This window comes from Halosolutus sp. DAT137, from assembly GCF_059736405.1.
In genome coordinates this window covers 138,909-151,530 of the sequence record NZ_JCAQID010000001.1, presented here as the reverse complement: position 1 = coordinate 151,530, position 12,622 = coordinate 138,909, and the positions used below count along the sequence as shown (strand labels likewise).

The following is a 12,622-nucleotide window of genomic DNA, read 5'->3' as shown; positions in this document are numbered from 1 at the left end:
GCGATCGACCGTCAGCCGTAGATCGACTCATACGGATTAGTGTCCGTCGGTACCGCCGAACGGCGACCCGTCTTGGCCGATCGGCGGTAATTGATGACACTAATCCGTATCAGAGCGTGTCGACCGCGGTTTCGATTTCACCTCGTGGCAGCGGCGAAATCCAGTCGTCGGCGACGAAGGCGTACCGCACCTCGCGGTCGGCGTCGATCACGAACGCGGATCGCCGCGGCGTCGAGACGTTCGCCATGTGCGATCGATCGACGAGCACGTCCAGCGACTCACCGACGGTCCCGTTGACGTCCGCGAAGAACCCGAAGTCGGGGCGGCCGAGCCAGCGGAGAAACTCGTTCTGGGCGTAGGGACCGTCGCGACTCACGCCGAACACGGGGACGCCCTCGAACTCCTCCCAGCCGGCTCGGACGAACCGCGTCCACCAGTTCTGGGCGATCGCGCCGAACGCGAAGCCGGTACAGACGAGGACGCCGCCGCGACAGCCAAGCGCCCCAGAGAGCGCGGTCGATCGAAACGTCTCGCCGTCACACAGCGGGGCCTCGAAATCGGGAACCGTCTCACCCTCGATCGGTGGCATACCGGGACCACTCGGGCGAGGTGTAAAAAGTTCCGGACGGCGGACACGCGCCGCTTCTCGACGGCAGATATGAGCACCCACGGGTTCCTCGACGGCTCGACCTCGGGACCGAAGACCGCGGCGTCGTCGGCCGGCACCTCGAATTCGAGTCCGTCGGGACGGAGCCACTACGGCGTGGCGCGAGCGGGGTGGTAACGGTCGCCGTGGCGGTCTCACGTTCCGGTTTCGGAACGTTTGAGAGACCCGGTTCGAAATACCGATCGTGAGCCGTACTCGCCTCTTCGCCTCCCTCTGTGGTCTCGTCTTCCTGCTCAATCTGGCCAGAATCATCTTCGCGCCGCTGCTGGACGTGATCATCGGGGAGTTCGCGATCGGTGAGGCGACCGCCGGACTCCTCGTCACGCTCACGTGGGTCGGAAGTGCGGCCCCTCGACCGGTCACCGGTTGGCTCCTGACGAAACTGCCCCGCCACTACGTCGTCCTCGGAGCCGGAACGATTCTCACCGTCGCCGCCGGCTTCGCCGCGTCGACGACGACGGTCCGCTATCTTATGCTGGGGGCGTTCCTGATGGGCATCGCGTCGGGCGTGTACTTCGTCTCGGCGAACCCGTTTTTGAGCGAACTGTTCCCCCAGCGCGTCGGGCGTGTGATGGGGATCCACGGTGCCGCCAGTCAGATCGCGGCCGTCGTCGCAGCCCCGTTCGTCGTGCTCACGCTCGCCATCGACTGGCGACTCTCACTGTGGGCGATCGCTCTCGGTGCGGCGGTGGTGACGGTGTATACGGGGGTCGTCGCGAAACGGACCGAGTTACCGAACGCGGGACGGGGCGATCGAAAATTCGTCGCCGGTGCCCTGTCCGAGTGGCGGCTTATCGTGACCGCACTGGTGATCGTCGGTCTCGCGTCGTTCATCTGGCAGGGCGTGTTCAACTTTTACGACCTGTACATGCAGTCGAAAGGCCTCTCGTCCGGAATGGCGGGGTTGATGCTTACCATCGTGTTCGCCGCCGGCATTCCCGCGTTTTTCTTCGGCGGGAATCTGGCGGATCGACTACCCCACGTTCCGTACCTCCTCGGCGTCGTTGGCACGTTCTCCGTGGCGCTTCTCCTCTTGACGCTGGTAGAGGGACTGATCGGATTGGCCGTCGTCTCCGGGATCGTCGGGGTCGTAATCCACGCGCTGTTTCCGGCGACGGATACGTTCCTCCTCGATACGCTTCCGGACTCGACGCGGGGCAGTGCGTACGCTGTTTTCAGTTCCGTGTGGATGCTCACGCAGGCCCTCGGGTCGTACGTACTGGGCGTGTTCGTCGAGGCCGGCTACGCCTACGATACGGTGTTCCAGACGGCCGCCGTCGTCCTCGCCGCGACGATCGTCGTGCTCACGGTTCTCGATCGAACGGGACGGCTGCCAACGTAACCGACCGACGGCGATCGATCGGCCACAGCGGCCCGCCCGCGACGAGGGGTCTGGGACGGGCCAGACAGAACAACCGGAACGAACCGTGGGCCTCACCTACGCTTTTGCCGGCCCGGTACGAACTGGCCCCATGGTCACGCTGTACCGCCTCGAAGGCTGTCCGTACTGTGAGATCGTCGTCGATCGACTCGACGAACTCGACGTCGACTACGAGAGCGTCTGGGTGGAAGGACTCCACTCGAAACGCGACGAGGTCAAGCGCGTCTCCGGCCAGCGGCAGGTCCCCGTCGTCGTCGACGACGCCTACGGGGTCACGATGGCCGAGTCGGAACGGATTCTGGACTATCTCGAATCGAACTACACCTGAGACGGATCGTCGTGCCGTGCTCCCGGCGACCGCTGTGCCCCGGCGATCGCTCGACCAGCGGCAGCGATCGGCGTCGACCCGCTACGAACGCTACTCCTCGCCGTCGTCGAGACCGTGCGGATCGAGTCCCGGATCCTCGACGGCCGGCGCACCGATCGCGAGGACGACGCCCTCCTCGTCGCCGACGTTGCGGTGGCCGTGACCGATCTCCGGGCGGGCCATCCAGAACGTCCCCGGTCCGGCGTCGACGTACTCCTCCTCGCCCGATCGGCCGAGTTTGAGCGAGAAATCGCCCTCGAGCACGACGTAGAGTTCCTCCTGTTCGGCGTGAGCGTGGTAGGTGATCTCCTCGCCGGGATCGAAGTACCAGAGCTTGAGCTGGACGTTCTCGGTCGGCAACACCTCGTCGAGCGCCCGAATTCGGAGGTCCGGGGGAACGGCGTCGATCTCGGATAAGTCCGTCACCGGCACGTCGTCCGTGTGGACTACTTCGTACTCCATGGCACCTGTGACCACGACCCATCCGGCCAAAAGCGTACGGACAGTCCCGGTGGCTTGCTGGCTCGTGGCGGGTGCTCCGCACAGTACCTGATAAGGGTGGGACTGTCCATATCCGTCGAGAACGACCCGACACCGGACTCGCCCGCGTGTTCGCTCTGTGGCACCGATACGGAGTTCAAAACACGCGGGAGCGCCGTTCCGATCGTCGGAACCGAAGTGGAGTACCAGCAGTTCGGCTGTCCCGAGTGCGGACAGGGTGCACGGTTCGAACGGAGCGATCCGGACGAAGAATGGACGCGAACCGGTCGCTGAATCGGTCGAGTTTCGCCGCCAAAGCGGCCGGAATCAGTCGACGACGACCGCGCCCCCGCCGTCCGGAGCCGTCGTCCCTTCCTGGGCGGCAAACGCCGCGTGGACCCGATCGTACGTCTCGTCGAGCGCTTCGACGATGACGGAGGTGTCGCTTAGCACCGGCATGAAGTTCGTATCGCCCTGCCAGCGCGGAACGACGTGGGTGTGGAGGTGGTCACCGATCGAGCCACCGGCGCCCTCCCCCAGGTTGAGGCCGGCGTTGAAGCCGTCCGGTTCCATCGCGGTTTCGAGCGCGTCGAACGTTCGCTGTTTCAGGCGGGCGTGACCGAGCAGTTGCTCGTCGTCGAGGTCGCCGTACGCGCCGGTGTGGACGCGTGGAATGACCATCGCGTGACCCGGGTTGTACGGATAGTTGTTCAGCATGACGAACGCCACGTCGTTTTTCGCGACGATCAGGTGCTCCCGATCTGCGTGTCGTTCGGGCAGTTCACAGAAGACACACTCCTCGACGTCCGGGTTCTGATCGTCGCGTTTGATCCACTCGATCCGCCACGGTGCGAATACCTGCTCCATGTTCGGTCTGTGTGTCGGATACGCGCCCGTGGATAAGTCCGCTTCGTCAACGCGGCGACGGGTCGGAATGGTCGTGCCGACCACCGAAGAAACCCGCGGGAGGAGGAGTCTCAGGGCGGTAATCCGTGGATACCAATCCGGACGCGACAGCGCGAGCGGACGGTAACGCGAGCGTGACGCGACCGGTCGAGAACGGAGAAAACCGACAGAAACGCCCCGAGAGACGCCGTTGAACGTTCTCGAACGATCTCAGCCCGCCTCATCGAGATCGTAATCCCCTCTTGCGATTGTGGTGGCTCACCGTTCGAAATGAAACAGGGTTTTAAGGTGATACTACGTCTTGATTGATAGTAATGGCAACGACAGACAACTCATTCAACGGGATGACCGAACACTGTGAGGACTGCGAACTCGACACGCTTCACGAGGTGTCCGTCCAGATCCGAACCGAAAGCCTGAAAAACGAGAACGCGCAGTTCTCTCGAGAACCCTACCGCGTGGCCGAATGCCAGCGCTGTGGCACCCGTACCAGCCAGCGGATGAACAACGCCTGATCGTGCCTGCGTCGGTAGTAGACCCCCAGGTCGGTCCGCCACGAGCGGTCCGTTTCCGGGAATAGACCCCACAGGATTCGGTCCCGTTTCTCTGCCCCTTCTTCGATCGCCGTCTCGATTCCCGGCCCGTCTGTCTCCGTTCTCGGCTCGTTTCAGTGCTGACCCGTCCCCGTTCTCGATCACCGATCGAGCGTCGAGTGACTACCTCGTCGTCACTTCACAGCCGTCTTCGGTGACGATGAGCGTGTGTTCTTTCTGACTGACGAGGAAGCCGTCGTCCTCTTTGAGAACGGGGTAGCCGTGAACGATGTTGTTTCGCTTGAGTCGACGCAGCGCCATCTCGGCCCGATCGGTCTCGAGCCAGCGCGTCGCGAACGGAAGCGTGCGAAACTCCTCGGTGATCTGGGCGAGGGCGTCGCGAGCCTGCCTGTTTCGGACGCTGCCCTCGCGCTCGAGGGCGAAAATCTCCTCGCTGGCCCCCTCCGCCACTTTGCCGCCGCCGTCGGTCGCGAACGGCTCGATCGCGACGACGTCGCCGGCCTCGAGGGTCGTTCCCTGGGAGACGGCGCGGTTGGGGATGTTCGGGCTGGTGTGTTGGTCCCAGTGGCCCAGTCCGTGTCCGGTGAGGTTGACGACGGGGTTGAAGCCGTAGCCGTCGATGACGTCCTCGATTTCGGCCCCGATCTCGCCGGTGTCGACGCCCGGTTCGACGACCTCGATCGCCGCCTCCAGCGCCTGTTCGGAGGCCTCGGCCAGTTCCGGATTGCCCGAGAGGTCGACCGTGATCGCGGTGTCGGCGAGCCAGCCGTCGATGTGGACGCCGATGTCCAGGTTGATCATCTCCTCGCCAAACGTCGACTCGTCGTCGATCGCGGGGGTCGCGTGGGCCGCCTCCTCGTCGATCGAGATGTTCACCGGAAACGCCGGCTTTCCGCCGAGTTCTCGGATTCTGTCTTCGGCGTACTCGGCAATCTCGAGGTGGCTCGCGCCGACCTCGACGCGATCGGCCGTCTCCTCGCGCACCTGAGCGAGGATCTCGCCGGCTTCCCGGTGTTTCTCGTACTGCTCGGACTCCAGATCGACGTCGGATTCAGCCATGCGACGGGGTTATACTGGTCGACAAAAAGAGGTTCCGCCTCCGGCCGAACGGTGCTGGACCCGCGATCGCCTCACTGCGATCGATCCGCGACCCAGTTACAGTTCGAACAGGTATCGACGCCCTGGACGTTCGAGAGCGTCGTCGAGCACTCCGGGCACTGCTGTGCCGCATAGTATTCGGATTCGAGCATCGATCATCAGAACGGTCACGACAATAATAAATGTATGTCACGACGATCGTCGAAACACGATGTCGATCGACCCGTCTAACAGATTTGGTCGTCGACCGTTTTCGGTGGAAACGACTCGTATCGCTGACGAGAGTCGTGAAACAGTCGTCCGGGTTATCCGCGTCGGCGGACTCGACTCGGATGGCGTGAGAGACGCCACGGCCATCGAGCGATCCGGCGGCGACGGGCGGGCCGCCCCTCGAGACCAACCGTAATTGTCCCCGGCGGGTGGACCGATCGGTCTCGAAGGGATTACCGGGGTGTCGACGCTGCACGCGCCGTTTGCATCGCGCCACTGTTGTACGCCGACCCGAACGTTCCACGACTGTCGAGAACGATCACGCCGGCCGTCGAGCCGGTGAGCGTCGCGAACTCCTCGATCGCCGCTGTGGCTGCGTTGGAGGCGCTCCAGCCGTCCTCGACGTACTGGGCGACCCGCCGGGAGAGCGTGACGCGAGCGATGTCCTCGCCGGCACCCGTCGCGCTCACCGCCACGTCGGGCGAACAGTAGAAACCAGCCCCAACCTGGGGCACGTCACCGACTCGACCCGCGAGGGCGAGCCAGCGCCCGCCCGTCGAGGTCGCCGCGGCGAGGCGTTCGCCGTCGAGTGCGACCGCGCCAACCGTATCGTGGTCGTGTTCGTCGATCACATCCTCGTCCGGTTCGCTCCAGCCGTCCGGATCGGACTCCCCGAACCGATCGCGAACCCAGGCGAGCTGGTCGCGGGTCCCGCCACTCGACGTTTCGAATTCCGGCGTTTCGAGTTCGGCCCACCGTTCCCGCGTGCGATCGCTCCAGAGATCGACGCCGGTCTCGACGCCGAACGCGTCGGCCAGCGCGACCGCGTGGCGACTCGAGACGAAGCCGTGTGGCGTTTCCTCCATGACGATTCGGGCGACGCTGACCGCGCGTTCGACGCCGCGCATCGAACACGCGGCACCGACGGATCGATCGTCAGTCATGATCCCCGCGTCGGTTCGAATGCGGCCGTCGCTCTGGACCGCGCTTCCGGTCCCGGCGTTGAACTGCGACGAGGCTTCGAGGCGATTGAGCGCCGTTTCGACGGCGTCGACGGGTGACGTGGTCGCGGCGGCGTCGCTGGCTGCCGCGTCGAGGATCGCTTGCCGAGTGGTCGGATCGTCGGGAGCGCTTCCCGCACCACCGTGGACGAGCACCTGCATACGCACCCAGTTCGGGCTCTGACGACTACCCTGTTTCCGACGACGAGGGAACGAGCCGACGATCGAACCGCCGAGCGTGCGACACCGAATCACCGGGACTTACTACCCCGGCCTGAGAACCGCGACGACGATGACCCCCGCTGCCCTGGTCGTCGGGTTCTGTGCGGCGATGGCAGCGATCGCTATCGGGCGACTGGCGAACACCGCCGATCGAGACCCCGTCGACGTCAGTGTCGCGTTGGTCGTGACGGGCAGCACACTGCTTTCTGCCCTGTGGGTGAGCGCCACGGAGTCGTGGATAACGACCGCCGGGGTACTGGTGCTCGGCCTCGGCGGAGGGGGACTCGTCGCCGGCGGGACCGTCCTGCTCGCACGGAACATGAACCGATGGCACCAGAGTACGTAAGGACGCTCGAGACGTCCGCAGAGCGCGGGTGGAATCGACTGCGCAGCGAACCGAAACTGTATATTGTTGTCAGTAGCGCCCCGTGATATAACGAACGTTTATGTGATACCGAGCACCGGAGATCGGGGAACAGAGCGTACGAGAGGGGCGATTGTGGGCTATATCCCGCTGTAGCGTCGACTTCGTATTCGGACACTATTTGCCGCCGTCGACGGAAATGGTAGACCTTTTACCCCCATCGGGGCACCGTACAGACGAAATGAGCTACGACAAGATCGAAGTCCCCGAGGACGGGGAGAAGATCACGCTGAAGGACGGGACCGAGAACGAACTCGAGGTGCCCGATAACCCGATCATCCCGATTATTTACGGTGACGGCGTCGGAAGCGACGTCGGCCCTGCTGCACAGCAGGTTCTGGACGCCGCCGCGGAAGCGACCGGCCGCGATATCAACTGGATGCGCGTCTACGCCGGCGAGTCCGCCCGCGAAAAGTACGACGAGAACCTTCCGAACGAGACCGTCGAGGCGATCAAAGAACACCGCGTCGCGATCAAGGGTCCGCTGACGACGCCCGTCGGTGCCGGGTTCCGATCGCTGAACGTCGGACTCCGCAAACTGCTGGATCTCTACGCGAACGTCCGACCGACCTACCACCTCGACGGCGTCCCGTCGCCCGTTTCCGAGCCCGAGCAGATGGACATGGTCACCTTCCGTGAGAACACGGAAGACGTCTACGCCGGCATCGAGTGGGAAGCCGGCACCGACGAAGTCGAGCAGGTCAAGGAGTTCGTCGAAGACGAGATGGGCGCAACGGGCGTCATTCACGACGGTCCCGTCGGTATCGGCATCAAGCCGATCACGGAGTTCGGAACGAAACGCCTCGTCCGCGAAGCGATCGACTACGCCCTCGAGAACGACCGCGACTCGGTCACGCTGGTCCACAAAGGTAACATTATGAAGTTCACCGAAGGCCAGTTCCGCGACTGGGGCTACGAGGTCGCTGAAGAGGAGTACGGTGACCAGGTCATCACCGAGGACACCCTCTGGGAGGAACAGGACGGCGAAGTCGACGACGACACGCTCGTCGTCAACGATCGGATCGCGGACAACATGCTCCAGCAGCTGTTGACCCGCACCGACCAGTACGACGTCATCGCCACGATGAACTTAAACGGGGACTACATGTCAGACGCCGCCGGCGCACAGATCGGCGGCCTCGGCATCGCCCCCGGCGGTAACTTCGGTGAGGGACGGATGCTCGCCGAACCCGTCCACGGCTCCGCGCCGAAATACGAGGGCCAGGACAAGGTCAACCCGACTGCCATGATCCTCTCGGGTCGCATGATGCTCGAGTACCTGGGCTGGAAGGACGCCGCCGACCTCGTCCGTGACGCCGTCGAGGAGACCATCTCCTCGGGGAAGGTCACCTACGACCTCGAACGCCAGCTCGAGGACGCCGAGAAACTCGCCACCAGCGAGTTCGCCGACGAAGTCGTCGCGAATATCGAGAAACTGGCCTAAAGCGACCGCGGCGACGCTGCACTCTCTGTCTTTTTTCGCCCGAAGTCGAAACCAGCAGTTTTTCGGCCGGCGTCTGTACGTCTCGGACGTGAAGACCCACCTCGATCTCGATCCGCAAACCCTGCTCGATCGCACCGACGTTCCCGTCCAGACCGAACCCAGGACCGTCACTCGATCGGAGTTCGAGACGGCTCGGACCCTCGAGAGTCGCGTGACCGTCGGGGTCACGAACGACGCGGGCGACGTACTGGTCGTGGGCGACCCCCGAGGATGGACGCTGCCCGCCGTGCCCGTCACGGCCGGCGCGGACCGAAGCGAGGCCGCGCGCCGAGTGGCCGAAACGCTCACGGGCGTCGACGCAACCCTCGACGAAGCGGTACGCCTTCGTCGAGTCGAGTTCCGGGAAGCCGACTCGGATCGCGTCGTGACGAGAGACGACGTGCTCGTCAGGGTGGCGGTCGCCGGCCGTCCGATCGCGGACGATCCCGCGCTCGACAGCACGAGTGTGGATGGGCCGACGCCGGACGGTGATCGCGTGGACCGGCCGACGCTCGATGGGGACGGCCTCGATACTCTCCTCTGGCTCGACGGGAGTCCCGAATCGGCCACAAAACGACTTGCAGCCGACGTTCGCGCGCTCGACGATCGATCGGCGGGCGACGACTGATCCGGCACGCCAGTTGAACGGTCCGGCACGATCGTCGGCCAGCCGTCGACGGTGCGAAACGCTCTCGGTACGCCGTTTCGTACACCGGTTCGATGGCAGACGTACGTGTCGTCGAGTCGGACACAGAACGGGCAGACGCCTTCGCCGTTCGACGGGCGGTATTCGTCGAGGAGCAGGGCGTCGACGAGGCGATCGAGTACGACGACCACGAGGACGAGGCCGTCCACTTCGTCGCCTACGGCGAGGCCGGCGAACCGATCGGGGCCGCCCGGTTGCGAAAACCCGAACCCGACCTGGGGAAGGTCGAACGCGTCGCCGTGGTCGCGTCGCGACGCGAGGAGGGAATCGGGAGAGAACTGATGGGCGCGGCCGAACGACGGGCCTGCGAGATGGGCCTGACGGCGCTTTCGCTTCACTCACAGACCCGCGCAGCCGAGTTCTATCGGGGACTGGGGTACGAACGCCGCGGGGAGGAGTTCGAGGAGGCCGGAATCCCCCACGTGAAAATGCGAAAAGAACCGATCGGAGCGCGGTAGGTCACCGCGACAGGCGTTGGATCGCGTGGAACGTCTCGTCCAGAAACCGATCCCCCGTATAGCTGAGTTCCGCGTCGGACCCTCGTTCGACGACGGCAGCCTCGATGAGCGCGGGGACGTGATTGTGCGCCAGATCAGCGTGGATGTGGGCGATCGTTTCCGCTGTCGCCGTGGAGCCGAGTTCGCTGCCCGCGACTAGCGCAGCGAGTTCGGTCACGGACAGCCGACGACGGTCCCTGATGAAACCGATGGCGTCTCGACGACGGCGACTGGCGAGCAGCGCCAGATTCGCGTCGAGTTCGGCCGGCGTGAACCGGGCCGGTCCGGCGAGAAGCCACCGGACCGTCTCACTGTCGTAGGCGGGGTGGGTGGACAGTTCGACCGTGCGGTCCTCGACGTCCCACTCGATCAGGTCGGCGTCGGCCAACGCCGGGAGATGCCGGTGGTGGAGAGACAGCCGGATGGTCTCTCGCTGGCGATCGGAATCGTTGCCCGCTCGGTCGTCAGCTTCGCGGCCGGCGACGAGCACGGCGAGCGTCGACTCGGGCGTGGGTTCGTGGCGCGTGCCAAGTACGTCGAGAACGACACGGCGGCGGTGGGCTGTGAGCGCGCGAACGAGGTGCTCCGAGTCCGAGAGGTGTTGGTTGCTCCGCGAGGCGCGCTGGAGGCTGAACCGCTTCGTCGTTTTGCTCATGTTCCGTTCACTGGTACCCGACCCGCGTAAGTTGGCTACCCAATTACGTGGTGTCCACGCGAACGATATCGTCTTCCGCAAAGAGCGCCGTGAGCAGTTTCTGCTCGGCGCGTCGAAGGTGGCGGTGGAGCGTCGAGGGGTGGACATCGAGTCGCTCCGCGAGTTGCTCGCCGGTCGTCGTCCGCGGCCAGTCGAAATACCCCGAGTAAAACGCTAACTCGAGTGTCGTCCGCTGTCGATCCGTGAGCCCCGTCTCGAACGAGGTCAGTAGTTCTCGCCGCGTGCGACCGTGCCGGTGGATGTGCTCCTGTCCGACGAATTCGATGTCCGACGAGATGTCGGCCAGCGCCGAAACGAGCCGTCTGATGTCGGATCCTCGCGGAACGTCGATAACGATGGTGGCCGCCTCCCGATCGATTTCGACCGTCCTGACTCGGCCGCCGAACCTCGCGGCCTGGGTCGCGACCGTCGGCTGTGTGGTCCGGACCTCGATCCATCCGCGAGTGCCCGAGTGATCCAGAACCCGGACGTCGGTTTCCTCGGCCAGACGATCACAAAAATCCGTTAACGTTTCGACGGACGGAGCTTCGACTGTCAGGTACTCGATTATCTCGCCATCGAGCGAGAGCGTCTGCTCGAGAGCGATCGATCCGACATCCTCGTCGAGACCGGCGAACGGTCTTGCGAGGTCCCGTGAGCGCAGCGTCACCTCGAGTAACTCCGCATCGATAAGCGATCGCTCGCGCTCCAGTGCGGTGAGCGCGTGGCCGACCGTCTCCCCGAACTCTTCGAGGACGGCGCGTTCGTTCTCGTCGAAGGCGTCTTGATGCTCCGAAACGACCACGAACAACCCGTAAACGGCGTCGTGATAGACGATCGGAACCACCCCGAGCGCCCGAAACCCGTGGCTGGCCACCAGTGCGTTCCACGGCGGGCACGCGGCGTCTGGCGTCTGGCGGACCACCTGAATAGCGTGCGTCTCGACGGCGGAAACGATCGGTGACCGACCCGCGTCAACGTCGGTTCCGTCGTCGGCCATCGCGTCGAAGAGGCCGCGGTCGTCGCCAGCGACCACGTCCGGATCGAAGCGAGTGGCCGTCGGCGCGACGTCGCCGACGCCCGCACACTGGTAGGCGTCGAATTCGACGAGCGTTTCACAGAGGGCCGTTTTGGCGTCTCGGCGCGTCTCGGCCTGAACGATCTCTCGATCGACCTTACGGATGACCATATTGAGACGAGCGAGTCGGTGCAGTTCGTCGCGTTGCTCGCGCAGTCGCTGCCGGCGGTTCTCGCGATCGGTTACGTCCCGAAGGATCGAGAGGTGCCGCCCGGGGAGGATGTTCGGCGTCGCTGCGAACTCGACGAGTCGTCGGTCACCATCGGCACGAACCAGCGGGAAGATTCCGCGATCCTGGTCGGACTCCTGAAACTCCCGCCACGCCCGATCGAAATCGTAGTCCTCCGCGGCGAACTCCCGAATCGTCCGGCCCAGTAGCTCCGAACGGGACCGTCCAAACAGGTCGCAAGCGGCGGGGTTGACATCGACGTACGTCGCGTCGTCGTCCGCGATCAGCATCGCATCGAACGATTCCTCGAACACGGCGCGGAACTTTTGCTCGCTCGGGACCGCCGTACCCGGCGTTTCGTGCGTCGGATTCCCCGATTCCGAACCGGTACCGGTGTCGGTTGGGAGGGCGATCGGACGCCACCAGACGCGCCCGCGAGAGCCGACCTTCTTCGTTCGGAGCGCGCCGCGATCGACGAGGGTCTGCAGGCGCTTGTAGATGGCACGTCTCGATCGGTCGAGGTCGGCCGCAACCTCGGTCGTCGTGAGCGGTTCTCCGGGACGATCGGTTCGGTCGAACGCGGCGAGCGTCTCGGCGTAGATATCTCCCGGTGAATCCGGGGCTGTCATGCGACTCGTACGTCGCTCGGAACCAAAGCGGTTCCGTCGACGGAACTCGTTCGGGG

General features: G+C 64.6%; 17 protein-coding genes. 9 read left to right on the top strand and 8 right to left on the bottom strand.

Annotated features, from left to right (window positions below; genetic code table 11):
• Positions 1–109 precede the first annotated feature (109 nt).
• Positions 110–589 carry a redoxin domain-containing protein gene (locus AC6I6L_RS00750; RefSeq protein ID WP_497915800.1) on the bottom strand — a complete coding sequence of 160 codons (480 nt, stop codon included), beginning with the start codon at positions 587–589 and terminating at the stop codon, positions 110–112.
• Between the two features lie 69 nt (positions 590–658).
• Here AC6I6L_RS00750 and AC6I6L_RS00745 point away from each other — a divergent pair, with 69 nt between their 5' ends.
• The 3 genes from AC6I6L_RS00745 (at position 659) to AC6I6L_RS00735 (ending at position 2,376) form a co-directional block, all read left to right on the top strand.
• A complete protein-coding gene (locus tag AC6I6L_RS00745; protein WP_497915799.1) occupies positions 659–784 on the top strand; it encodes a hypothetical protein in 126 nt (41 codons plus the stop codon).
• 67 nt (positions 785–851) lie between these two features.
• Positions 852–2,009, top strand: a complete 1,158-nt coding sequence (locus tag AC6I6L_RS00740; protein WP_497915798.1) for an MFS transporter — start codon at positions 852–854, stop codon at positions 2,007–2,009.
• A gap of 130 nt (positions 2,010–2,139) precedes the next feature.
• Positions 2,140–2,376: a glutathione S-transferase N-terminal domain-containing protein gene (locus AC6I6L_RS00735; protein WP_497915797.1), complete on the top strand. Its 237-nt coding sequence runs from the start codon at positions 2,140–2,142 to the stop codon at positions 2,374–2,376.
• A 90-nt stretch (positions 2,377–2,466) separates the two neighbouring features.
• Here the strand turns inward: AC6I6L_RS00735 and AC6I6L_RS00730 are convergent, their stop codons facing one another.
• Positions 2,467–2,877, bottom strand: a complete 411-nt coding sequence (locus tag AC6I6L_RS00730) for a cupin domain-containing protein (RefSeq protein ID WP_497915796.1) — start codon at positions 2,875–2,877, stop codon at positions 2,467–2,469.
• A gap of 96 nt (positions 2,878–2,973) precedes the next feature.
• On the opposite strand from AC6I6L_RS00730, the gene AC6I6L_RS00725 reads away from it, so the two are divergent.
• On the top strand, positions 2,974–3,189 hold the full coding sequence (locus AC6I6L_RS00725; protein WP_497915795.1) for a hypothetical protein: 216 nt from the start codon (positions 2,974–2,976) through the stop codon (positions 3,187–3,189).
• A gap of 33 nt (positions 3,190–3,222) precedes the next feature.
• On the opposite strand, the gene AC6I6L_RS00720 is transcribed toward AC6I6L_RS00725, so the two are convergent.
• Positions 3,223–3,762 carry an HIT family protein gene (locus AC6I6L_RS00720; RefSeq protein ID WP_497915794.1) on the bottom strand — a complete coding sequence of 180 codons (540 nt, stop codon included), beginning with the start codon at positions 3,760–3,762 and terminating at the stop codon, positions 3,223–3,225.
• Positions 3,763–4,115: 353 nt separating this feature from the next.
• Between AC6I6L_RS00720 and AC6I6L_RS00715 the strand changes: the two genes are divergently transcribed.
• A complete protein-coding gene (locus tag AC6I6L_RS00715) occupies positions 4,116–4,316 on the top strand; it encodes a DUF7835 family putative zinc beta-ribbon protein (RefSeq protein WP_497915793.1) in 201 nt (66 codons plus the stop codon).
• A gap of 201 nt (positions 4,317–4,517) precedes the next feature.
• Here AC6I6L_RS00715 and map read toward each other — a convergent pair whose 3' ends face one another.
• The 3 genes from map to AC6I6L_RS00700 all read right to left on the bottom strand — a co-directional run bounded on the left by map (position 4,518) and on the right by AC6I6L_RS00700 (position 6,826).
• Positions 4,518–5,414, bottom strand: coding sequence for a type II methionyl aminopeptidase (gene map / locus AC6I6L_RS00710; RefSeq protein ID WP_497915792.1), 897 nt, complete (start codon positions 5,412–5,414; stop codon positions 4,518–4,520).
• Between the two features lie 71 nt (positions 5,415–5,485).
• Entirely contained in the window at positions 5,486–5,605 is a 120-nt protein-coding gene (locus AC6I6L_RS00705; RefSeq protein ID WP_497915791.1) for a transposase family protein, read from the bottom strand.
• A gap of 291 nt (positions 5,606–5,896) precedes the next feature.
• Complete coding sequence (locus tag AC6I6L_RS00700; RefSeq protein WP_497915790.1) at positions 5,897–6,826, bottom strand: isoaspartyl peptidase/L-asparaginase; 930 nt, start codon at positions 6,824–6,826, stop codon at positions 5,897–5,899.
• A gap of 130 nt (positions 6,827–6,956) precedes the next feature.
• Between AC6I6L_RS00700 and AC6I6L_RS00695 the strand changes: the two genes are divergently transcribed.
• The 4 genes from AC6I6L_RS00695 (at position 6,957) to AC6I6L_RS00680 (ending at position 9,957) form a co-directional block, all read left to right on the top strand.
• The gene (locus AC6I6L_RS00695; protein WP_497915789.1) at positions 6,957–7,232 is read left to right on the top strand and encodes a hypothetical protein; all 276 of its coding nucleotides are present in this window, start codon (positions 6,957–6,959) and stop codon (positions 7,230–7,232) included.
• Positions 7,233–7,491: 259 nt separating this feature from the next.
• Complete coding sequence (icd, locus tag AC6I6L_RS00690; protein ID WP_497915788.1) at positions 7,492–8,754, top strand: isocitrate dehydrogenase (NADP(+)); 1,263 nt, start codon at positions 7,492–7,494, stop codon at positions 8,752–8,754.
• An 88-nt stretch (positions 8,755–8,842) separates the two neighbouring features.
• Positions 8,843–9,421 (top strand): NUDIX hydrolase, encoded by a 579-nt coding sequence (locus tag AC6I6L_RS00685; protein ID WP_497915787.1) that lies wholly within the window; start codon positions 8,843–8,845, stop codon positions 9,419–9,421.
• Positions 9,422–9,513: 92 nt separating this feature from the next.
• Positions 9,514–9,957: a GNAT family N-acetyltransferase gene (locus tag AC6I6L_RS00680; protein ID WP_497915786.1), complete on the top strand. Its 444-nt coding sequence runs from the start codon at positions 9,514–9,516 to the stop codon at positions 9,955–9,957.
• Position 9,958: 1 nt separating this feature from the next.
• On the opposite strand, the gene AC6I6L_RS00675 is transcribed toward AC6I6L_RS00680, so the two are convergent.
• The gene (locus AC6I6L_RS00675; protein WP_497915785.1) at positions 9,959–10,651 is read right to left on the bottom strand and encodes a DUF7344 domain-containing protein; all 693 of its coding nucleotides are present in this window, start codon (positions 10,649–10,651) and stop codon (positions 9,959–9,961) included.
• A 43-nt stretch (positions 10,652–10,694) separates the two neighbouring features.
• Entirely contained in the window at positions 10,695–12,566 is a 1,872-nt protein-coding gene (locus tag AC6I6L_RS00670; RefSeq protein ID WP_497915784.1) for a bacterio-opsin activator domain-containing protein, read from the bottom strand.
• Positions 12,567–12,622 lie beyond the last annotated feature (56 nt).